The 21664-nt window shown below is 33.6% G+C and carries 14 protein-coding genes; 11 read left to right on the plus strand and 3 right to left on the minus strand.

Annotated elements, in window-relative coordinates:
* The first annotated feature begins 55 nt into the window (after positions 1-55).
* Positions 56-1690, plus strand: a complete 1635-nt coding sequence (locus tag K7G79_RS05665; RefSeq protein WP_223550005.1) for a S41 family peptidase — start codon at positions 56-58, stop codon at positions 1688-1690.
* 66 nt (positions 1691-1756) lie between these two features.
* Positions 1757-2617: an OmpA family protein gene (locus tag K7G79_RS05670; protein WP_223550007.1), complete on the plus strand. Its 861-nt coding sequence runs from the start codon at positions 1757-1759 to the stop codon at positions 2615-2617.
* Here the strand turns inward: K7G79_RS05670 and K7G79_RS05675 are convergent.
* Genes K7G79_RS05675 through rpiB form a run of 3 tightly spaced genes read right to left on the minus strand, consistent with a single transcriptional unit; the run spans position 2614 to position 4459 of the window.
* Positions 2614-3057 (minus strand): GNAT family N-acetyltransferase, encoded by a 444-nt coding sequence (locus K7G79_RS05675; protein WP_223550009.1) that lies wholly within the window; start codon positions 3055-3057, stop codon positions 2614-2616. The two genes, K7G79_RS05670 and K7G79_RS05675, sit on opposite strands and share 4 nt — an antisense overlap.
* Positions 3058-3112: 55 nt before the next feature.
* Positions 3113-4024, minus strand: a complete 912-nt coding sequence (locus tag K7G79_RS05680) for a cation diffusion facilitator family transporter (protein ID WP_223550011.1) — start codon at positions 4022-4024, stop codon at positions 3113-3115.
* On the minus strand, positions 4025-4459 hold the full coding sequence (gene rpiB / locus K7G79_RS05685; protein ID WP_223550013.1) for a ribose 5-phosphate isomerase B: 435 nt from the start codon (positions 4457-4459) through the stop codon (positions 4025-4027).
* A gap of 626 nt (positions 4460-5085) precedes the next feature.
* Here rpiB and K7G79_RS05690 point away from each other — a divergent pair.
* The 9 genes from K7G79_RS05690 to K7G79_RS05730 all read left to right on the plus strand — a co-directional run bounded on the left by K7G79_RS05690 (position 5086) and on the right by K7G79_RS05730 (position 21661).
* Positions 5086-7344: a ribonuclease R family protein gene (locus K7G79_RS05690; RefSeq protein WP_223550015.1), complete on the plus strand. Its 2259-nt coding sequence runs from the start codon at positions 5086-5088 to the stop codon at positions 7342-7344.
* An 82-nt stretch (positions 7345-7426) separates the two neighbouring features.
* Positions 7427-8101, plus strand: a complete 675-nt coding sequence (locus tag K7G79_RS05695) for a head GIN domain-containing protein (RefSeq protein ID WP_223550016.1) — start codon at positions 7427-7429, stop codon at positions 8099-8101.
* Positions 8102-8238: 137 nt separating this feature from the next.
* Complete coding sequence (locus tag K7G79_RS05700) at positions 8239-11043, plus strand: triple tyrosine motif-containing protein (RefSeq protein WP_223550018.1); 2805 nt, start codon at positions 8239-8241, stop codon at positions 11041-11043.
* 228 nt (positions 11044-11271) lie between these two features.
* Complete coding sequence (locus tag K7G79_RS05705; RefSeq protein WP_223550020.1) at positions 11272-14298, plus strand: TonB-dependent receptor; 3027 nt, start codon at positions 11272-11274, stop codon at positions 14296-14298.
* A gap of 9 nt (positions 14299-14307) precedes the next feature.
* On the plus strand, positions 14308-15792 hold the full coding sequence (locus tag K7G79_RS05710) for a RagB/SusD family nutrient uptake outer membrane protein (RefSeq protein WP_223550022.1): 1485 nt from the start codon (positions 14308-14310) through the stop codon (positions 15790-15792).
* Positions 15793-15901: 109 nt separating this feature from the next.
* Positions 15902-17995, plus strand: coding sequence for a hypothetical protein (locus K7G79_RS05715; RefSeq protein ID WP_223550024.1), 2094 nt, complete (start codon positions 15902-15904; stop codon positions 17993-17995).
* Between the two features lie 14 nt (positions 17996-18009).
* Positions 18010-18957, plus strand: coding sequence for a PKD domain-containing protein (locus tag K7G79_RS05720; protein WP_223550026.1), 948 nt, complete (start codon positions 18010-18012; stop codon positions 18955-18957).
* Between the two features lie 102 nt (positions 18958-19059).
* Positions 19060-20139 carry a glycoside hydrolase family 16 protein gene (locus K7G79_RS05725; RefSeq protein ID WP_223550028.1) on the plus strand — a complete coding sequence of 360 codons (1080 nt, stop codon included), beginning with the start codon at positions 19060-19062 and terminating at the stop codon, positions 20137-20139.
* Positions 20140-20164: 25 nt separating this feature from the next.
* Positions 20165-21661, plus strand: coding sequence for a glycoside hydrolase family 30 beta sandwich domain-containing protein (locus K7G79_RS05730; protein WP_223550030.1), 1497 nt, complete (start codon positions 20165-20167; stop codon positions 21659-21661).
* The last annotated feature ends 3 nt before the right edge of the window (positions 21662-21664 follow it).

A 21664-nucleotide genomic window follows, 5' to 3' on the forward strand; every position in this document is an offset into this window, starting at 1 on the left:
ACATGCCTAAACTGAAATTATCGAAGCGGCTCTTTTTAAAAAATAAATATTAAACATGAAAAATCTACTAAAAAAAAGAATTCTAATCCCTATTATAGTTAGTTTACTTTTTATAATTACTACAGCTTTTAAAAATGATTTCTTTGAAATAGCCAAACAAATAGAAATTTTTACTACGCTTTTTAAAGAACTCAATATGAACTATGTTGATGAAACTAATCCAGGGAATTTAATGGATACCGCCATTAAAAGTATGTTAGAAGATTTAGATCCTTATACCAGATTTATGAATGAACAAGATGTTGAGGCTGCCAGAATAAACAGTACTGGAGATTACACAGGCATTGGAGCTAAAGTTAGAACCCATAAAAACAAATTGGTTATTGTAGAGCCCTACAAAGACTATCCCGCTGATAAAGCTGGTTTGAAAGCTGGTGATGAAATTGTTAAAGTTGATGATATCCTTGTTGAAGACTATAAAGAAGATGCTGGCAACCTCCTTAAGGGAAGCTCTGGAACCACTATTAATGTTACCTACAAAAGACAGGGAAAAACCCAAACAGCAACTATAAATAGAGCTGAGGTTGAAATAAAGGCTGTACCCCATTTTTCATTAATTGATGATAAAACAGGCTATATTGTTTTAAGTCAGTTTAACAATAAAGCTTCTTCTGAAACCCGCTATGCATTGCGTGATTTAAAAGCTCAAGGTGCAGAGCGCATTATTTTGGATTTAAGAGGAAACCCTGGTGGTTTATTGCATGAGGCTGTAAATATTGTCAATCTATTTGTTCCTAAAGGACAGTTAATAGTTACTACAAAATCTAAAGTCAAAAAATATAACCGCACCTATTACACCAAAAATACTCCAATAGATACCGACATCCCCCTTGTGGTGTTAATAGATGATAGCAGTGCCTCGGCTAGTGAAATTGTATCTGGATCTTTACAAGATTTAGACCGTGCTGTTATTGTAGGATCCAGAAGTTTTGGTAAAGGCTTGGTGCAACGACCTAAACCATTAACATATGGAACACAAATAAAAATTACCATTTCCAGATATTATACCCCTTCAGGCCGTTGCATACAGTCTTTAGATTACTGGAACAGAAATGAAAAAGGTGAAGCAATACGGGTGAAACAGGATAACTATAATGAATTTAAAACTAAAAACGGGCGCAAAGTTTTTGATGGTGGTGGCATATTCCCTGATGTAAATTTAGGTAATTCAAAAAAGGCTCCTATTATAACCTCGCTAACTAATGATAATTTAATTTTTGATTACGCAACCAATTATTATTTTAATAATACCATTACCAATATTACTAATTTTAAGCTTAGTGAATCTGATTTTTCAAACTTTAAAAATTATTTGAACACCAATAATTTTTCTTTTGAAACCGATACCGAGAAAAAGCTTTATAAAGCCATGGAATCTGCACAAAAAGAAGATTTGGATGATAATATTATGAAAGAGTTTCAATCTTTAATACAACAATTAAATTCTTCTAAAACTATAGTTTTAGAAGAGAATAAGAATTATATACTAAAATTATTGACCGATGAAATTGTAAAACGATATGTTTACCGCGAAGGATTATATGAATACTATAAAATACACGATGAGCCTATAAAAAAAGCTGCGGAAATTTTAAATAAATCAAATTTATATTCTAGTTATTTAAGGTAATATTTTTGTAGATTTATTAAAGAATTAAAAATAGTATATTTATAAACTTATCTTTGTTTGTTTAACATGAATAAGCTATTTATCTACATATTATTAATGTTTTATTGGGGTTTTATTTCATCCCAAAACAACATAATACATGATGTTTATTTTGAGACGGATAAATATACTCTTATACCAACAGAAGAAAACCGCTTGTTGCTTTTTATTTCTAAATTAGTTGATGTAGATATTGAATCTATAGCTATTTTTGGCTTTTGTGACGATGTTGGCGCTCCTAGTTATAATTTAAGACTCTCACAACAAAGAGCTGATGCTATTAAGGCTATTTTTTCAAACCATGAAATAAGTGAATCGGTAATCACCAATGTAGATGGTAAAGGTGAAGTATTGCTAAAAATTGTAGATGAAAAGGATATTTCTAAACTAAGAGGATTAAATAGAAAGGTAGAGATTATAATAAATCCAAAGCCTCCAATAATTGAAAAAAAGAAAGTAGAAGTTGAACCATCTGTTGAAAAAGAAAAAAAAGCTACAGCCGAAGTTATTAAAGGAGATGTTAAAGTAGGTGATAAAATACGTTTTGAAAATATTTTATTTAAAACGGGTTATAGTACAGTGACTCCAGAATCTAAAAAAATATTGGAAAATATTGCCAAATCTCTTGTTGAACGTGAAAATATCTATTTTACTATTCAAGGCCATGTATGTTGTACTCAATATAGCAGGGATGCCGTAGATAGAAAAACAAAAAAACGCAACCTTTCTGAAGCCCGTGCCAAATATGTTTACGATTATTTTGCTAAAAAAGGTATAGATAAAAAACGAATGCGTTATATGGGAATGCGAAGAAAATTTCCATTAGGAGGTGATCCAAAATATGATAGAAGGGTAGAAATATTAATCACCCACATAATCAATAACTAACATTTTACCATAGCAATATGTAGTATGCCATCTTCTAAATACTCTTCTCCTTTTGGTATAAAACCTAGGTTACTATAAAAATTTTTTAAATAACATTGAGCTGATATTTTAATTAAGCTTTCATTAAAATGTTTTTTAATAACTTGAATAGAAGCATTCATGATATCATATCCGTATTTAAACTGTCGTTCATTCTTAGCTACTACTACCCTACCAATACTAGTTTCTTTAAAATAATCTCCTGGTTTAAATACACGGGTATAAGCTATTAATTTCATGTTTTTATAACCTAAAACATGTATTGCTTTTTTATCCTTTCCATCTATATCTTGGTATACACAATCCTGTTCTACAACAAATACTTCACTACGCAACTGTAAAACATCGTAAAGTTCTTGAGTAGATAATTCATTAAAATATTTAATATGGATATCAAGCATAAAAATTTAATTTCTTCTACTTACTAATACAAAACTATTACTAACATAAGTATTTTTAATCCTGAACAATCATATCTTTGGCATCGTCCTTACTAAATTCAGGTTGAATGTTTACATGGTTAATATCATATTTATGGTAAATTAGATCTTCTATTTTATGTAGAATAACATCGAATTGAGATAAAGTTATATCTTCATTAAAATCGATATGAGCTTCTAAATGGATTTCCTCTTCATTTAATTGCCATACATGAACGTGATGTACATTTTTTATTGATTCAAAAGCATTAATTTCTTTTACGATCTGTTTAATAGGAATGGTAGCTGGTGTAAATAACATCAACACTTTTGTAGAATCTTTTAATAAATCGAATCCCATCCATATTAAATATATAGCAATTATAAATGTTAACACACTGTCAACCCAAAAAACACTATAATATTTCATTAACAAGCCACCTATTAAAACTGCAACACTAGCCAACATATCAGTTAATAAATGTAAATAAGCACTCTTCATATTCATATTGATTTTAGAATCCTTTTTTAACAAAAGTACACTTAAACCATTAGCTATAATAGCTATAAAAGATAACCAAATAACCAAATTAGATTCTATTTCCTCTGGATTTCTAAATCGCTTAATAGCTTCTATTATCAATAAAATAGCAACTATAATTAAAGTAGAAGCATTAATAAAAGCCGCTAATATTTCAGCTCGTTTATATCCAAAAGTACGATAGATAGAAGCTTTTTTCTTAGCTAGCTTATTTGCCACATAACTAACAACAAGCGATAAAACATCGCTAAAATTATGTAATGCATCACTTAATAAAGCTAAACTACCAGAAACTATACCTCCTACTATTTGAGAAGCAGTAATAAGAATGTTTAATAAAATAGAAATTACAAGATTTCTACCTTTAACATTTATATGAGAGTGATTATGGGAATGATGATTACCCATTTAACAAGATAATGGAATTTTATCTATTCTAGATTGATGACGTCCACCTTCAAAATCTGTATTTAAAAAGGTTTCTACCATAGCCACAGCTTGGTGTATTGCAGTAAATCTAGCAGGTATACATAATATATTAGCATCGTTATGTTGCCTAATTAATTCTACTATTTCTTTATTCCAGCATAAACCAGCACGTATTTTTTGGTGCTTATTTGCTGTCATAGCCACACCATTGGCACTACCACAAATAAGAATACCATAAGTAGCTACTTTATTTTCAACATCGTCTGCTACAGGATGTACAAAATCGGCATAATCCACACTACTATTACTATCCGTTCCGTGGTTAATAACAGTAAAACCTTTAGCTTCAAGATATTCCTTAATAGCAAATTTATAATCGGTTCCAGCGTGGTCGTTTCCTATAGAAATAGTCATAATCTTATATATTCAATTAACACCTACAAAGGTAATAATTATAAGTGTTGTGTATTACTATATTAATGACTTGTTAATAAATGTTTATTCTTTTTTAAAAGATAAATTAGGTAGCTTTAATTATTTTATTAAACCAAAATAGAGTGTAAATAACCAAAAAAAGATATTATTTTTTATATATTTTTTATCAGTCTATAATAAACTTTAATGAACACCTGTTTTTAAAAAAGTTATAAGATAAAAGAAGTTAATTTAAGTTGTTAACAACTGTGGATTAAAAATTAAAAATCATTAAAAATTAGACTATTGAATTAAATCAACTATGTTAATAGCTATTTAATAGAATGTAAATTTTAAATTATCAAAATAAACATTAAAAAAGTTATACCAGATATTAACAAGCTATAATAATCATTAATTATTTTTTTTAATTTTTAAAAGAAATATTTTATATAATATATTATGTGAATAACTTCCTTTAAACTTTAAATAACATGGAAATAATTTTAGTTGATTTTAAAATTGTAGTTTTGTGAAAAAATAAATAGCAGTTCTCCTCCTAAACTTTAGCTATTTAATAACACAACTTCCAATATCTTAGGAAATAAATAAGATGACGATATTACATGAAAAGAAAAAAAAAGGGGAAATCCAGAAAAGGAGCTCCAAACCTTACAAATACAATCTTAAGTATTTTAAAAAAGGAAAAGAATAAAACGTTTAATTATAAACAAATTGCTGCTATTCTGGGCGTTAACGATGCCAGTAGTAGAAACCAGATTATAAAAACCTTAGCCAAGTTAGCTGTTAAGGAAGAAATCATTCAAGTAGACCGAGGTAAGTTTAAAGCAGTTATTAACACCGAATATCATTTTGGTATTTTAGATATGTCTGCTAGAGGATCTGGATATATTATTTGCGATGATTTTGACGAAGACATCTTTATAGCTTCAAACAATATTAATAGAGCGTTGAATGGTGACGAAGTGGAATTCTATGTTTACAAACGTCGTAAACGTGGTAAGATGGAGGGCGAAATAACCAATATTATTAAACGTGCCAAATCGGAGTATGTTGGTGTTATACAAATTCAAAAGAATAATAACTATGCTTTTGTGGTACCTGATAGCAATAGCATGTACAAAGATATTTTTGTACCTATAAACAAAACCTTTAAAGCAGAAGACGGTGATAAAGTTCTGGTAAGCTTAGAAGATTGGCCAGAGAAAGCAGATTCACCTTACGGTAAAGTGATTAAAGTGCTTGGAAAACCAGGTGATCACAATACTGAAATCCATTCTATTTTAGCGGAATATGGTTTACCTTATGAATTTCCTTATAACGTGGAGCAGTTTGCGAATACTCTGGATACATCTATTACGAAAGAAGAAATTGCCAAACGTAGGGATATGCGAAAGGATTTAACCTTTACTATAGATCCTAAAGACGCTAAAGATTTTGATGATGCTCTGTCCTTTAAAATATTAGATAATGGTTTATTTGAAATAGGTATCCATATTGCCGATGTATCACATTACTTAGAAGAAGGTACTATTTTGGACGATGAAGCTTACCAACGTGCCACATCAGTGTATTTAGTGGATCGCGTCGTACCTATGTTACCTGAGATTTTATCTAATAACGCTTGTTCTTTAAGACCACATGAAGAAAAGTATACCTTTTCTACTGTATTTAAAATAAATGATAAAGCGGAAGTAAAAGACCAATGGTTTGGTAGAACGGTTACTTATAGCGATGCCCGTTTTGCCTATGAAGAAGCACAGGCTATTATAGAAAGTAATCCAAATGTCACGTTGAGCGTCGTCACTGAGCAGAGTCGAAGTGCAGTTGAAGCGTCTCAAATTAATACACAAATCCCCCAAGACGTATCCCTCACAGGAAAAACCTATAACACCAAACCTGAAATAGCAGAAGCGATATTGGTTTTAGATAGATTAGCTAAAATCATGCGTAAAAAACGTATGAAGCATGGCGCTATTTCATTTGATAAAGTTGAAGTAAAATTCAATCTAGACGAAAACAACAACCCTGAAGGGGTATTTTTTAAAACCAGTAAAGAAGCCAATAAACTTATAGAGGAATTCATGTTATTGGCTAATAAAAAAGTAGCTGAGTTTATTGGTAAGCAATCGCCTAAAAAAACATTTGTATATCGTGTGCATGACGAACCAGACGATAGCAAATTGGCTGCCTTACAAAATGTTGTTGGACGTTTTGGCTATAAATTAAATTTTAAAGATAGAAAATCAACAACTGCATCGCTTAATAGTTTGTTACAGGATGTCGTGGGAAAAAAGGAACAAAATTTAGTTGATACTTTAACGATAAGAAGTATGAGTAAGGCTGAATATACTACACATAACATAGGTCATTACGGTTTGGCTTTCGACTATTATTCTCATTTCACATCACCCATACGACGATATCCCGATGTGATGGCACATCGCTTATTGCAACATTATTTAGAAGGTGGAAAATCGGTTAATGAAGAGGCTTTTGAAGAAAAATGCCAGCATTCCAGTAACATGGAAAATCTGGCTACCAAGGCCGAGCGCGATTCCATAAAGTATATGCAAATACGTTTTATGGAAGACCATAAAGACCAAGAGTTTTTAGGCGTCATTTCAGGAGTAACAGATTGGGGTATTTATGTTGAAATTATTGAAAACAAGTGCGAAGGGATGGTAAGTATACGCGATATTATAGATGACCATTATGCATTCGATGAACAACAATATGCTTTAGTGGGTAGGCATTCTAAAAACATTTATCAATTAGGCGATGAAGTTATGGTTAAAGTGAAGAATACCGATTTGGTTAAGAAACACTTAGACTTTCACCTTATAGGTAAGATAGAAGATTAGAATAAAATAATTTACTATGGAATAATTATTGATAAAAACCGTTTAGTAATTATTAATCAAAATGAATAGACATAAGTTAAAAATGAAAAAATTAATTATCCTTCTTACAATTGTTTTTACTTCAGTAAGCATTGCTCAAAATACCATAGAAAAAGATATAGAAGAATTTACAGAATTAAAGGTTTTTGATCTCATTGAGGTTGAAATGGTAAAGTCTAATAAAAATAAAGTCATCATTACTGGTGAGAACAAAGATGATGTTGTGGTTACCAACAAAAATGGAAAGCTTAAAATAAGAATGTCCTTAGAAGAAATTTTTGATGGAGGAAAGACTAAAGTGGTATTGCATTACACTCATGTAGATATTATTGATGTAAATGAAGGCGCCAAAGTATATTCCAATGATACCATTAAACAATTTGAAATTGATTTTAAAGCCCAAGAAGGGGGCTCCATAAGAATACCTATTGATGTAAAATATCTTAATATAAAAGCCGTAACAGGGGGTATTGTAAAAACATCGGGAACTTCTAAAAATCAAGACATATCCCTTTTTACAGGAGGTCTTTACAAAGGTGAAGAATTAATTACTGAAAAAACTGAGGTTTCGATTAATGCTGCGGGTGAGGCTTATGTTTATGCTTCAAAAACAGTTGATGTAAAAATACGAGCTGGAGGAGATGTGTTTATATATGGAAATCCAGAAACCGTTAACGAAAGTCGTGTTTTTGGAGGTAGGGTAAAGCGTATGAATTAAAGTAAACTATTATTTAATATTTTAATAGCCATTACTTAGTAATGGCTATTTTTTTTGCCATACACTAACCATACAAAAGCACTTTTAACCCTTATTTTTATTACTTTAGTACTACAACAAAGTAAACGAAATAGATTTTGCAGTTTTCTAAGATTCCTTTTCTATTCTTTTTAGTTGGTGTTTTTTTAAATGCCCAAGAGCATCCGCCTATCGAAATCTACACTGCGAAAGATTATCGTGCTGAAACACAAAATTGGTCTATTTCCCAATCAGAAAACAATTATATATATGTTGCCAATAATAAAGGCTTGTTAGAATTTAATGGAGCTACATGGCAATTGTATAAATCTCCTAACGAAACTATTATACGATCAGTACATGTTATAGACAATCATATTTACACCGGCTGTAATGGTGATTTCGGTTATTGGGTAAGCAATGATTATGGTAAATTGAATTATACGTCTTTATCAAAAAAGTATAATATTAAATTATTGGAAGACGAGGAATTTTGGAATATCATTAATATAAACGACTATATTTTATTTCAATCCTTAAAACGTATTTATATCCTTAATAAGCTTAACAAGACTTTCAATATCATAGAATCAAAATCCATTATATATAAGATGTTTAAGGTTGGAGGGGACATATATTTCCAAGAAACAATAAGTGGCTTTTACAAAATTGAAAATGGGAAAGCTGAATTAGTTTCAAACGATCAAGTGTTGCTAAATAATCGATTGGTAAATGTATTTATTCAAAATGAAAACTTACTATTTGAAACGGAAAACGATGGATTTTACATTTATAATAATAATGAATTAAGTAAATGGAACATAAAAGCCAATAATACACTTTCGGAATTAAGTGTTTTTAGAAGCATCAAATTAAAAGATGGCAGCTTTATGTTGGGTACGCGATCCAATGGTATTGTACACCTTACTCCTGATGGTCGGATTAACTTTAAAGTTGATGTTGTAAAAGGCCTTGGTAACAATACAGTACACTGGATATTTGAAGATAAGGAACATAATATTTGGTTAGCTTTAGAGAACGGAATCAATTGTATCAATATGACTTCCCCTTTCAGTATTTATAAAGATGAAAAAGGGAAGATAGGCACCATATATGCTTCTAAAGTTTATAAAGATTATATGTACATAGGTACAAATCAGGGATTGTTTTATAAACCCTATAATTCAAATGTAGATTTTAAAAATATTGAAGCCATACAAGAAGCAGTTTGGAGCCTTACTGAAATAGATGGAACGTTGTTTTGTGGACATGACACAGGCACTTCAATTGTAAACGGTGCTATCGTAAATAAAATAGACGGGATTAATCAAGGTACTTGGGGTTTAAAGCCAATTTATAAAAATAAAGATCTTATCCTTCAAGGAAACTACAATGGTTTATATGTTTTGAATAAAGTAAATGGAAGCTGGACTTTAAGAAATAAAATAGAGGGTTTTGATTTATCAAGTAGGTTTTTTGAAATTTATGATGGGAATATTCTCGTTAGTCATGAATATACAGGTGTTTTCAAATTGAAAACAGACAGTGATTTTACAAAGGTTACAAGCCTAACCAAAGTACCAGAAATAGAAAAAGAGCTACACTCTAGTATGGTGTCTTATAAAAACGACTTGTTACTAGGTTTTAAGGAAGGCGTGTTTAAATATGATATTAAGGAAGAAAGGTTTATTAAAGATATTACTTTAAGTCAACTTTTCGATGGTGTAGAATACACTTCGGGAAGATTGATACCTATAGAAGAAACAAATACCTTATGGGCTTTTTCCAATAGGAATTTAAATTATTTAACATTAAGTACATTAAGTGGGGTGCCAAAGATTAATAAAATACCATTACCCAAAGCATTGCCGCGTGGGTTAACAGGCTATGAAAACATTGCTTTTTTAAAAGGTCAAACGTATTTAATAGGAACATCAATGGGCTATGTCTCTATAGATTTAGATAAATTACAAGAGAAGGTATATAGTATTTCCATAAACAATATTAATGTACATGACCTCAGAGGAAATAGCTATGAAGTATTATCACAAGATGAAGAGGGTGACTTTGAAAATAGGTTTAATAATGTGGAATTTAGTTTTAATATTGTTGAATACGATAAATATTTAGATACCGAATATCAATATCAATTAATTGGTTTGCAAGAGGAGTGGAGTAATTGGTTTGTTAAACCAAACCAAACCTTCGAAAATTTACCTTACGGAGATTACACTTTTAATATTAGGGGCAGAACAGGAAATGTTTTAACCAACAATGTAGCATCTTATAGCTTTACTATTAAAAGACCATGGTTATTATCCAATACTATGATTGCGGTGTATGTATTTCTCATTCTTCTTTTTTCATTTGTTACTCATAATATATATAAACGATACTATAGAAAACAGAGGGAGCGCTTGTTGTTAAAATCACAAAGAGAGCTTGATTTAAAAGAACTTGAAAACAAACAACAGCTTATGAGATTCAATAATGATAAGCTAAGACAGGATATTGATAACAAAAACAGGGAATTAGGGATCTCTACAATGAGCTTAATAAAAAAGAATGAGTTTTTAAACAGTATTAAAAGCGAATTGCAGAACATAAACGATCTTAAAAAGCTAAAGCATGTTATAAAAATAATTGATAGAAATATAAACAATACAGACGATTGGAACCTTTTTGAAGAAGCCTTTAATAATGCTGATAAGGATTTTCTTAAAAAGATTAAGCAAATGCATCCAGAACTCACTTCAAACGACTTAAGGTTATGTGCTTATTTACGTTTAAATTTATCATCAAAAGAAATAGCACCACTGTTAAATATCTCTCCAAGAAGCGTAGAAGTAAAACGCTATAGACTAAGGAAAAAGATGGATTTGCCTCGCGAGTCCAGTTTATCAGACTATATTATAGAGATTTAATACACTACAACTTTTTATTTCACCTATACAATACCACAACATTGTATAAAATTCCTTAAATGTTAAGAATATCTTAATAAGATGAATTTTTTAATTAAAGCTTATATTTATTGGGGTTTTCTTAAAAATTCAGTATTTTTTTTATAATGTATGTTTTTTGTTGGGGTAAAAAATATGGATACAACAGAATCTATATATAAGTTTACGACAAACAAATACTAACTCAATATGAGACATATAATTTTTAAAATTTTAATGTTTTCTTTTATAGCACAAGCTCACGCACAGACTATAGAAGTTAACGGAGTCGTACAAGACGCTTCAGGGTTTCCTATTCCAGGGGTTAATGTACTTGTTAAAAACACCACTAAAGGAACTGTTACAGACTTTGATGGTAATTTTACAATTACAAACGTTGATGCGGGTTCTACATTATCTTTTAGTTATATTGGATATATAACCAAAGAGATTATTGTAAATGATAACACCACAATAACCGTTCAATTAGAAGAGGACGTAGCCCAGCTCAGTGAAGTGGTGGTTATTGGTTATGGCACACAAACAAAAAAAGAAATTACCGGTGCAGTATCGGTAGTAGGTGCAGAAACGATTGAAAAGCTTAAACCAACACGAATTGAACAAGCCCTACAAGGACAGGTAGCTGGAGTAAATATTACTACCAACACAGGTTCCCCAGGAGGGTCATCAACTATTAGTATTCGTGGGGTATCTACAAATGGTGACAGTCGTCCTTTGATTTTAGTAGATGGCAACGTGGTTGAAGACTTAAGCGTTATCAACCCTAACGACATCGAGAGCATGAATATTTTAAAGGATGCCACAGCAGGTATTTATGGAGTTCGTGCAGCCAACGGAGTTATTTTAATCACCACTAAAACGGGTCGCAAAGAAATGCCGTTGACCGTTGAATATAATGCTTATGCTGGATTCCAACAGACCACCAGGAAACTTCCAGTTTTAAATGCGACAGAATATGCCGTAATTGTTAACGAAGGATATGCCGCCGCAGGTAGCACTCCTCCTTTTTCGGATTTATCCAATTTAGGAATAGGAACCGATTGGCAGGATGAGGTATTTGAATCAGCTCCAATTATGAACCACAACATAACCTTTAGAGGAGGAAAAGAAAAATCATCATATTCCTATAGCTCTTCTTTTCTAACTCAAGACGGAATAGTTGGAGGTAAAAAATCAAATTTCACGCGTTTCACCAATGCGTTGACTTATAATTTAGATTTTTTAGAAAACTTCAAATTCAAATCAGGTTTAACCTTAACTAGAACAAAAAAGAACAATCTGCCAGAAAGCACTTTGGGTTCAGTGTTGTTTAATGCGGTAAATATGGCACCAAATCTTCCAGTTAGGGATGTAAATGGAGAATTTACATTGGCAAACGGCTTAGGTGGTGAAGTAGTAAACCCGTTAGCTCAAATGCACAACACCTACAACAAAAATAAAGTCATGAAACTTAACGGTTTTGCAGGATTGGCTTATAACTTTTTAGATCATTTCACAGCTGAAGCTAATATTCAGTTTAATTATTCTGAAGTAGATACTTACACTTTTGATCCTATTGATTTTTACGGTGTTGGTAAGGTGTTTAACACCCTTACTAGTGAAGTATTTGAAGGATTTGATATTTATAGAGACTACACTTTTGATGCATTTGTTAAATACGAAAACACCTTTAATGATATTCACAAATTAAATGTACTGTTGGGAACCTCTGTATTTAAAACTACAGGCGTGTTCTCAGGAAGAAGGGGTAGAAACATAAGAGATAATAATCCTGCTTTTGCGCGAGTGGATTTAACGTTAGATAATGAAGATATTTATGCAGAGCGTGGAAGCAACCCAAAATTTGATGGAAGATTATTGTCTTATTTTACAAGACTACAGTACGACTATAAAGGTAAATATTTGTTATCTGCCGTAGTGCGTAGAGATGGTTCTACAAGATTTGGACCAGGCAATAAGTTTGGTTACTTCCCGTCTGGATCATTAGGATGGATTGTATCAGACGAAGAGTTTATGAGTGATAGCAACTTTTTCGACTTATTAAAAATAAGGGCCTCTTATGGTATTTTGGGTAACGATAGAATTGGCGACTATAGATTCGTATCGTTATTAACAGGAGAAGGGACTTACTTTTTTGGAGGAAACGATGCCGAGGATGAGATTTTCGGAAAAGCTTCTGGAGGCATTGCAAACCCAGAGATTAAATGGGAAAAGCAAAAAACTTTAGATATTGGAGTTGACATGCGTTTCCTTGATAGCAAAATAAATATCACAGCTGATTATTTTAAAAGAAGAACCGAAGATTTATTAGTATCTCCAGAGGTTTCTGGGTTGTTAGGTACAGGAGCAGCTCCAGTTGTAAATGCTGGCGTTGTTGAAAACACAGGAATTGAATTTGCTATTGGCTATTCAGATACTATTGGTGAAGATTTTAAATTCAATATTAATTACAATGTTACAGGATTAAAAAATGAAGTGGTTTCTGTAAGTGGCGAAGGTGAATATCTAGAAGGTGGTGATTTTGGAATTTCTCAACCCGCTATAGCAAGAATGGAAGCAGGTTACCCTTTAGGATATTTTGTTGGTTATAAAACCGATGGTGTTTTTCAAACCCAAGACGAAGTAGACAATGCTGCAGTAACCAGTGTGGCAACACAACCTGGCGATTTTAAGTTTGTTGATCAAAACAACGATGGTGTGATCGATTTAGACGACCGTGTTGATCTTGGTAATCCAATTCCAGATGCTACCATGGGTCTTAATATATCTTTTGATTATAAAAATTTCGATTTTTCGGCCTACACTTTTGCTTCTATTGGAAATGAAATTGTTCGTAATTATGAGCGTAACCAACAGCTAGTTAATAAACCTATATGGTATTTAGATCGTTGGACAGGTCGTGGATCAACTAATGCAGCTCCAAGACAGACAACAGGTACTAATCCAAACACTTTGTTTTCAGATTATTATGTAGAAGATGGCTCTTTTGTTCGCTTACAAAACATACAATTGGGGTATACTTTTTCAAATAACGAAGAAGATCCTATAATCGATAAGTTTAGAATTTATGTGTCAGCCAATAATTTGTTCACACTTACAGAGTATCGTGGATACGACCCTACAGCCGGAACAGGTGCCCCAATAGGTGGCGGAATAGACCAAGGGATATACCCAAGCGCTAGTACATTTTTGCTAGGAATTAATGTAAAATTTTAATTAAACGACATGAAAAATCTAAAATATATATACTTATTATTAGCATCTCTAATAGTACTTTCGTGTGGCGATGACTTTGTAGATGTCGCTTCAGAAGATGAAAACTCTGAGGATTTCTTTAACTCAGAAAAAGACTATCAATTGGCCTTAGTTGCTGCGTACGATTATTTACAAACAACCTCTAAATTTTATCAGTACGCAGAGATAGCTTCAGATAATACATTATGTGGAGGTGAGAGCGCTACAGATTCACCATATATTCAAGAAATTGATGATATGATTCACTCACCTGTAGGGCAAAGTGATGGTGGTTTAAGAACCATGTGGCAATGGATGTACGAGGCTGTAAACCGTTGTAATTATATTATGGAATTTCAGGATAAAACCGATTTTTCAAATAAAACCAGTGTTATTGCTCAAACTAGATTTTTAAGAGCGTACTATAATTTTATCTTGGTTAAATGGTGGGGAGATGTTCCCATGCTTAGAGATAAACGAATACGATTTGGAGATCAGTTTACTATAGACAGGACCCCAAAATCGGAAGTATACGATTTAATTGAAGAAGATTTAATCTTTGCAGCTGCTAATCTACCTTATGTACAAAGCGAAACGGGTAGAGTTACTAAAGGAGCCGCACAGGCCTTATTAGGGAAAGTGTATCTGTATCAGAACACTAAATTTGATAAGGCTGCTGAAGTATTAGAAGACCTTATAAATAATGGGCCGCATCGTTTATTGACTTCAGAAGAGTATCCAAATATGTTTGAACGTGATTGGGAAAATAATATTGAATCGGTATTTGAAATCCAGTATTCCGATGTTGATGGAGGAAGTTTTGATTGTTTTCAGTGTTTAGAAGGTAACTACAGCACTTATTTTAATGGGCCCAGAGGTTTTGTTGACGCTACAGGAAAGTTTGATGCAGGTTATAGTTTCAATGTACCTACACAGGAAGTTGTAGATGCCTTTGAAGATGGAGATTTGCGTTACGAGACTTCTATATTAGATATTGAGCAATACATTATAGATAATCCAGGATCATCATATGATGAAACAGCTGGTTATGAGCAAACAGGTTATTTTAATAGAAAGTATATAGCGCGTAAAGGCGATTTGGATATAGCCGATGCGGCTTTAACCAATCCAGACAATTATAGAGCTATTCGCTTTGCTGATGTGTTATTGATGGCTGCAGAAGCATTAGCCGAAGAAGGGGATTATGTGCAAGCCAGAATATATTTGAACATGGTTCGAAACAGAGCTCAATTGCCTGATGTAACGACATCTGGAGATAACTTAATTAACGATATCTATAAAGAACGTCGTGTTGAATTAGTAGGAGAAGGTCATCGCTTTTTTGACTTGGTAAGAACAGGCAGAGCGGCTCAAGAAATAGATGGGTTTATTACCGGTAAGCATGAATTGTTCCCTATACCAATTGAGGAAATCAACTTATCCGGAGGACGTTGGGCACAAAACCCAGGATATTAAAAAAATTAAAACTATGAAATGCCCATTAACAAAAGTTGTAAACCAACCGATAATAATAATTAGGGCATTCCATCTGACAATTAAAAAAAATAAATATTAACAGATGAATATGATGAAAACATTGAAATTTATATACGCTTTAAGTATGGCCATTGTAGTATTATTTGGCTGTACTGATGACGACGATTTAAGTTTTGTGGACAAAGTCGTGGCGCCTTCAGACGTGTCTGTGCTTTTTAAAGTGACACAAGATAATACAGGGGTAGTTACAATTACGCCTAATGCCGTGGGAGCTTCAAACTATAACATAACATTGGGCGATGATACAACCGAACCTGTGAATGTAATTCAAGGAGAAAGTGTTACCCATACTTATGCAGAAGGGACATATGTAGTAGGGATTGAAGCTATAGGTATTACAGGGTTAAAAACTGAATCAACCCAAAATCTAGAGGTTTCTTTTAAAGCCCCTGAGAATGTTGAGGTTTCCATCTCAAATGATCTCGCCGTTTCAAAACAAGTGAATGTCACGGCTAATGCAGATTTTGCGGTGTCTTACGACGTTTACTTTGGAGAACCAGGAGTGGATGATCCGATTACTGTAAATATTGGTGAATCAATTTCATACATCTATCAAGAACCTGGAACATATACTATTAGGGTAGTGGTTATGGGAGCGGCGATTGCTACTACAGAATATGTTGAAGAATTTGAGGTAACAGAAATATTACAACCTATAGCTTCTGCGCCATCACCACCAAATCGTGAGGAGACAGATGTTATTTCCTTATACAGCACAAAATATAATGATGTGCCTGGTACTAATTTCTTCCCAGATTGGGGACAAGGTGGATGTTGTGGAAGTTCTTGGGCTGAGTTTGACTTAAACGGAGACAAGATGCTGCAGTACATCAACCTAAGCTACCAAGGCATCGCATTGGCCGACGGAACCACTATTGATGTTTCTGGAATGAAATACCTACACATGGATGTATGGACGGCCGATGAAAACATGAGAATAGAAACATCATTAATTAATAATCCTGCTGATGTAACCGAAAAACCAGTATGGAGTGATTTAACAGCTGGTGAGTGGACTACTATTGATATTCCTTTAACCGATTACACTGACCAAGGATTAACGGTTACGGAGATTTTCCAAATGAAATTTGTAGGCGATCCATGGGCAACAGGAACCGTATTTATAGATAATATCTATTTCTATAAACCGTCTACGGTTGCAGAAGTGCCAGAATATAATGCACCATCTCCAACTCAAGACGAAGCCAATGTAGTATCTATTTTCAGTGATAGCTATAGCAATGTCGGTTTAAGTGAGTTGAACCCAAATTGGGGACAAACAACAACCTTAACGCCTGTAGACTTAAATGGCAATAATATCTGGTTGTATGAGGCATTAAATTATACAGGTATTGTAACTGATTATGGCAACCCAACTAATCTTGGCGGAATGGATTATGTGCACTTCGATTATTTTACACCAGATGCCGAAAAGCTTGGTTTAAAAATAGTGAATACTGTAGTTGGCCAAGAAGATATAGTATTTGTAGATAAAATAGTTAGAGGGACATGGGTAAGTGTTACCATACCAATGAGTAATTTTAATATTGACGCATCCCAGGTAACCCAATTGCTTTTTGATACCGAAGGCGGTAGTGCCAAAGTATACATAGACAATCTATATTTCTATTCAGATAGTTCATCACAACCAGAAGTGGTAGCACCAGTTCCAACAATCGCTCAAAATGATGTAATTTCTATTTACAGTGATGCGTACACTGGAGTGACACTTAATGAAGTAAATCCTAATTGGGGGCAAACAACAACGTTAACCGATTTTAACGTGAATGGAGATAATATTTGGTTGTATCAATCCTTAAACTATTCTGGGATTGTAACAGATTATGGTAATCCAACCGATTTAACAGGTGTTAAATATTTACATTTCGATTACTATACACCAGATGCCACCACCCTTGGGTTTAAGATTGTTAATACGGCCTTAGATCCAGTACAGGAAGATATAGTGTTCTTGCCAGAAGTTATTACTGGAACCTGGATAAGTGTTACAATTCCTTTATCTGATTACAATTTGGATTTTTCAAACATAACTCAGTTAATTTGGGACACTTCTGGGGGTAGCGCAACAGTTTATGTAGACAACATTTATTTTCATAATTAAAAAACTGTAAAATCATGAAAAACATAAAATATATATTAATACCCTTTTTTAGCCTGTTTTTGTTAACTGGCTGTCAAGAAGATGATGGTGTTGTAGGAGATATTATAGCACCAAACAATATAGCAATGTCCTTTGAAATTGTTGGTGTTGATGCCAATAACCCTAATGGGGATGGAACAGGGTTAGTAAACTTTACAGCATCAGCCGATAATGCTATAACTTATAGATATGATTTTGGGGATGGTTCAGATGTTAAAGTAGCACCCTCTGGAAGCATAACGCACCAATTTAGTCTTACCGGTTTAAATACTTACACGGTAACATTAATGGCTTCTGGTATTGGCGGCATTACAACAACAAGCTCTATAAATATTGATGTGTTCAGTTCATTTGAGGATGAAGAGGCTAAAAACTTCCTTACGGGCGGTGCTGGAAATAGCAAGACATGGTATTGGGCAGCAGATAAACCTGGAAATATTGGTTTAGGACCAAACGACGTTCAGTCAGGAGGGGAGCATACATGGTCACAATGGTTCACTTCGAATGCGTGGCACAGTGATAAATTATGCATGTATGATCAAGAGTTTGTTTTTACCCAATCGGCAGATGGTAAGACAGTAACATTTGAGCAGTTAACAGATATTGCCTATACTCCTGGAGATTTTGCAGCTTCCATTGGTGTTGATGGAGATACGTGTCATGGAACCGATGTTGCACCAACTTTAGATGGTGTGAAAAATGTCACCTTTTCTCCTTCAAATTCTAATGCAACTGAAGACGGTGAATACCGAGGTACAACCATTAATTTCTCAGATGGAGGTTTTATGGGTTGGTATGTAGGTATTAGCTCTATAGAGATTATTGAGATAACCGACAGCACTTTATTTGTAAGAATGTTAGACGCTTCTAACCCTGCACTGGCTTGGTATTGTTTATATCAAACAGATAACCCTAACGATTAATTTAAGTGTTTTTTTATAGAGCATCGAGGAAAATGGAGACAAGCTCTTTGATGCTCTTTATTTTAATATAAAACTTGTAGTTAACTAACTTTTGTTTCTATTGTGTGCAAGCATATTTTTTATACCATAATTATAGTATTGCTTAACTTTTCATGTTCTAGTGGAGGGGGCGACGACATTATTGTTGAAGAGTCCCCGCAGGATATCATTCCAACAGATTTAAACGTATCAATTGATATTGTTGGACAGGCCACTAATGCACTCTATGGAGACGGTTCTGGTGTCACAAACTTTACGGCTAATGCGATAAATGCTGTTAAATATGGTTTCATTGTTGATAATGGATCAGAGCAATCCAGTACTAATGGAACGTTTCAATACACGTTTACTGGCACAGAAGGCATTGAAAACCACGACATAAAAGTGGTGGCTTATTCGAGTACAAATAACACTATAAATAAAACAGAAACACTAGCTGTAGCCTATTATAATGGTACACCACCTGTTTGGGCAGATGAATTTTTTGAAGACGGAGCACCTGATCCTGCCAATTGGAACTATAACCTTGGTGCAGGGGGATGGGGTAACAGTGAACTTCAAACTTACACCAACACTTCTGAAAATGTTATAGTTGAAGATGGTGTTCTAAAAATAATTGCTAAAACGGATGGCTCAGGAGGCTATACTTCGGCTAGGATTAAAACCGAAAACCTTCAAGAGTTCACTTATGGAACAGTAAAAGTGAGAGCAAAATTGCCCTCAAAACAAGGAACCTGGCCGGCTATTTGGATGTTGGGAGCCGATTTTAGTTCAGTGGGTTGGCCACATTGTGGGGAGATTGATATTATGGAGCAAACAGGGGCAAACAAGAATGAGGTTTTGGCTACGTGTCATTGGTATAACGCTCCAAACTCAAGCACGGCCAGCTACGGATTAAAAACAACCATAACCAATGCAGCATCTCAGTTCCATATATATGAAATGCAATGGGATGAGAACTTTATTAGAATGTCTGTAGACGGAACCCAGTATTATGAAATTGCTTTGAACTCCGCCCTACCTTTCGATCATGATTTCTTTTTAATCCTCAATGTTGCTATGGGAGGCACTTTAGGCGGAACGGTAGAATCTGATTTTACCCAAGATGTTATGGAAGTAGATTATGTGAGAGTCTATCAATAAAATTGATGAAAGGACTTAATTAATAATGAAACGAACCAAAAATTACATATTACTAATTACACTACTTACAATGTTTAGTTGTTCCAAAAACATAAAACCATTAATGGTTGAGGTTTACGAAACCTCAGCAAGCGGGAACCGTTTAAAACAATTAACCGAGTTTGTTATAAAAGATAAAGACAAAGGGAAAATCAAATTATTTCCGGATACCACGTTTCAAACCATAAGCGGGTTTGGAGGGGCCTTTACCGAATCTTCTGCATATTTGTTAAATCAATTAAGTAGGGAAAACAGAAGTAAAATACTTCAAGCCTATTTTGGTAATGATGGTGCACAATACTCACTTACAAGAACCCACATGAATTCTTGTGATTTCTCTCTAAACAATTATTCCTATGCTTCTGTTGAGGGCGATGTTAACCTAGAACATTTCTCTATTGAAGAAGATAGAAATGATCTAATACCCATGATTAAAGACGCCATGGCTATTTCGCAAGAGGGATTTAAAATTATAGCGTCACCATGGACGGCCTCGCCTTGGATGAAAGATAATAAGCATTGGGTTGGAGGGAAGTTGCTCCCAGAATACTACCCTACTTGGGCCTTATTTTTTTCAAAATACATCGAGACATATAAAAAAGAAGGTATTGATATATGGGGTTTTACTGTGGAGAATGAACCACATGGCAATGGCGATAATTGGGAAAGCATGCTGTTTAGCCCGCAAGAGATGACCGACTTTGTACAAAATCATTTAGGGCCTAAGTTGGAAGCAGATGGATATGGTGATAAAATCATACTAGGCTATGATCAAAATAGAGCTGGGCTAAAGGAATGGGTAGATGTAATGTATAAAGATGAAGCATCATCAAAATATTACGATGGTACAGCGATACACTGGTACGAAAGCACTTTCGATTATTTTCCAGAAGCTTTACAATATGCACATAGCAAGGCACCAAATAAATACTTAATCCAAACAGAAGCATGCGTAGATGCCGAGGTGCCTAAATGGCAAGATGACGCTTGGTACTGGAGTGAAGAAGCTACAGATTGGGGGTGGGATTGGGCAGCAGAAGACCAAAAGTATTTGCATCCAAAATATGTACCTGTATTTCGATATGCCAAGGACATAATTGGTTGTTTAAATAATTGGGTTGACGGCTGGATAGATTGGAACATGGTTTTAGACAGAGAAGGCGGACCCAATTGGAAAGAAAACTGGTGTGTGGCACCAGTAATTGTCGACCCTGAACGAGATGAAGTTTACTTCACCCCTATTTACCATACCATGGTCCACTTTAGCAAATATATAAGACCCGAATCTAAAATAATCGCAGTTGAAAATTTAGAAAATGATTTAATGGTTACTGCAGCTAAGAACCCAGATGGTTCTATAGCGGTTGTAGTCTTCAACCAAGAACCGGTAAGCAAGGTCTTTTCACTTGAATTAAACGGTTTAACAAAGGATATCATAATAAGTGAAAAAGCAATTCAAACGATTGTTATTCCAAAAACTTAATAA

Origin of the sequence: Aestuariivivens sp. NBU2969 (genome assembly GCF_019931125.1) — a bacterium.
GTDB classification, from domain to species: domain Bacteria; phylum Bacteroidota; class Bacteroidia; order Flavobacteriales; family Flavobacteriaceae; genus Aestuariivivens; species Aestuariivivens marinum.

What these genes read in the sequence shown, in the direction of transcription:
- rpiB (WP_223550013.1), bottom strand. Translation starts at nt 4,459, where the DNA reads ATGACTATTTCTATAGGAAACGACCACGCTGGAACCGATTATAAATTT.
- K7G79_RS05710 (WP_223550022.1), top strand. Translation starts at nt 14,308, where the DNA reads ATGAAAAATCTAAAATATATATACTTATTATTAGCATCTCTAATAGTA.
- K7G79_RS05665 (WP_223550005.1), top strand. Translation starts at nt 56, where the DNA reads ATGAAAAATCTACTAAAAAAAAGAATTCTAATCCCTATTATAGTTAGT.
- K7G79_RS05730 (WP_223550030.1), top strand. Translation starts at nt 20,165, where the DNA reads ATGAAACGAACCAAAAATTACATATTACTAATTACACTACTTACAATG.
- K7G79_RS05675 (WP_223550009.1), bottom strand. Translation starts at nt 3,057, where the DNA reads ATGCTTGATATCCATATTAAATATTTTAATGAATTATCTACTCAAGAA.
- K7G79_RS05695 (WP_223550016.1), top strand. Translation starts at nt 7,427, where the DNA reads ATGAAAAAATTAATTATCCTTCTTACAATTGTTTTTACTTCAGTAAGC.
- K7G79_RS05670 (WP_223550007.1), top strand. Translation starts at nt 1,757, where the DNA reads ATGAATAAGCTATTTATCTACATATTATTAATGTTTTATTGGGGTTTT.
- K7G79_RS05715 (WP_223550024.1), top strand. Translation starts at nt 15,902, where the DNA reads ATGATGAAAACATTGAAATTTATATACGCTTTAAGTATGGCCATTGTA.
- K7G79_RS05705 (WP_223550020.1), top strand. Translation starts at nt 11,272, where the DNA reads ATGAGACATATAATTTTTAAAATTTTAATGTTTTCTTTTATAGCACAA.
- K7G79_RS05680 (WP_223550011.1), bottom strand. Translation starts at nt 4,024, where the DNA reads ATGGGTAATCATCATTCCCATAATCACTCTCATATAAATGTTAAAGGT.
- K7G79_RS05720 (WP_223550026.1), top strand. Translation starts at nt 18,010, where the DNA reads ATGAAAAACATAAAATATATATTAATACCCTTTTTTAGCCTGTTTTTG.
- K7G79_RS05690 (WP_223550015.1), top strand. Translation starts at nt 5,086, where the DNA reads ATGAAAAGAAAAAAAAAGGGGAAATCCAGAAAAGGAGCTCCAAACCTT.